This window comes from uncultured Campylobacter sp. (assembly GCF_938045535.1).
Classification (GTDB): Bacteria; Campylobacterota; Campylobacteria; order Campylobacterales; family Campylobacteraceae; genus Campylobacter_B.
Genome location: NZ_CALIMQ010000317.1, coordinates 1 through 1,467, shown reverse-complemented (window position 1 = coordinate 1,467; position 1,467 = coordinate 1). Strand labels below are relative to the sequence as shown.

The 1,467-nt window shown below is 40.1% G+C and carries 2 protein-coding genes; both read left to right on the top strand.

Translation table 11 applies throughout. The features are described 5' to 3' along the window. The first annotated feature begins 303 nt into the window (after positions 1-303). Positions 304-585, top strand: coding sequence for a restriction endonuclease subunit S (locus Q0095_RS09800; RefSeq protein ID WP_297883336.1), 282 nt, complete (start codon positions 304-306; stop codon positions 583-585). A 12-nt stretch (positions 586-597) separates the two neighbouring features. Next, positions 598-1,467 (top strand): type I restriction endonuclease (locus Q0095_RS09795; protein WP_297883335.1); only part of this gene is annotated, 870 nt, incomplete at its 3' end.

Here is a 1,467-nt window from a genome sequence, read left to right as displayed (position 1 = left end):
CCAATATGAAAACCTAGAAGACAGTTCATATAAAAACCCGCCTTAAACGGGCGGGAGTTATCCGGTGTGAGGCTGGTAAAAACAAAGCCTTACTTATTATCCTGCAATTCCTGAATGCCACTTCTCTTTTGCTGGGCACTTTCTTTGACTTGTCACCGATTTTATAACTAGTATATTCTTGCCAAGCAATCTTATTCTTTTCTTCATCATTGTAAAACATCGAAATCACTCCTTAAGTAAATCTTGAAATTTCTTTGATTTTGACATTCCTACTGTACTAATTGGTTCGTCTTCCCCATATTTTTGAATGCCAAACTTACCTATAATATCTTGGTTTTCATTGATTACAATATGAAACATGCAAAAGGCGCAAAGATGCCACGAGGAAATAAGAATGCTATTTTGGAATACAAAATCCCCGTTCCTCCATTATCAACCCAGCGCAAAATCGTCGAAGTCCTTGATAAATTCGACACGCTCGTGAACTCCATAAGCGACGGTCTGCCGCGAGAGATAGAGCTAAGACGTAAGCAATATGAGTATTACAGGGATTTGCTCTTAAATTTTAAAGAAAAATCAGCCTAAAAAGGAAACAAAATGACCGAAATCAAGCCGATAGCCGAGAGTAAAAATTTTATAGTCCTGGACGAATATGAAAAAATCATCCAGCCCTCGACCTACCAAAGCGAAGCGGATATGGAGCGCGAGCTGATAAGCGATCTAGTCGCGCAAGGCTACGAATACGCAAAAGACATAAACTCGCCGGAAAAGCTACTGGAAAATTTAAAACAGCGACTAGAAAGCCTAAACGAGGTTAAATTTACGCCTTCTGAGTGGGCTAAGCTGCTTAGCGAATATCTGGATGCGCCAAACGACGGCGTAAATGAAAAAACTCGCAAAATCCAAGATAATCACATTTATGATTTTGTTTTTGATGACGGACATATACAAAATATCTACCTTCTCGATAAGAAAAATATCGCACGAAATAGCGTGCAAGTCGTTAATCAATTCGAGCAGACGGGCGCGCACACAAATAGATACGACGTTACGATTTTGATTAATGGCTTGCCGCTCGTGCAAATCGAACTAAAAAAGCGCGGCGTGGCGATAAGAGAAGCGTTCAATCAAATCCACCGCTATGCCAAAGAGAGCTTTAACGCGTCAAATTCACTCTTTAAATACCTGCAAATTTTTGTTATTTCAAACGGCACGGATACGCGCTACTTTGCAAATACTACAAAGCGCGATAAAACTAGCTTCGATTTTACTATCAACTGGGCAGATTCTAAAAATTATCCTATCAAGGACATAAAGGACTTTACTGCGACTTTTCTAGCAAAAAATACGCTTTTAAGCATACTGACAAAATACTGCGTATTTGACGCTAGCGATACGCTGCTAATCATGCGCCCATATCAGATCGCAGCGACCGAGCGTATACTGTGGAAGATAAATAGCTCGCAT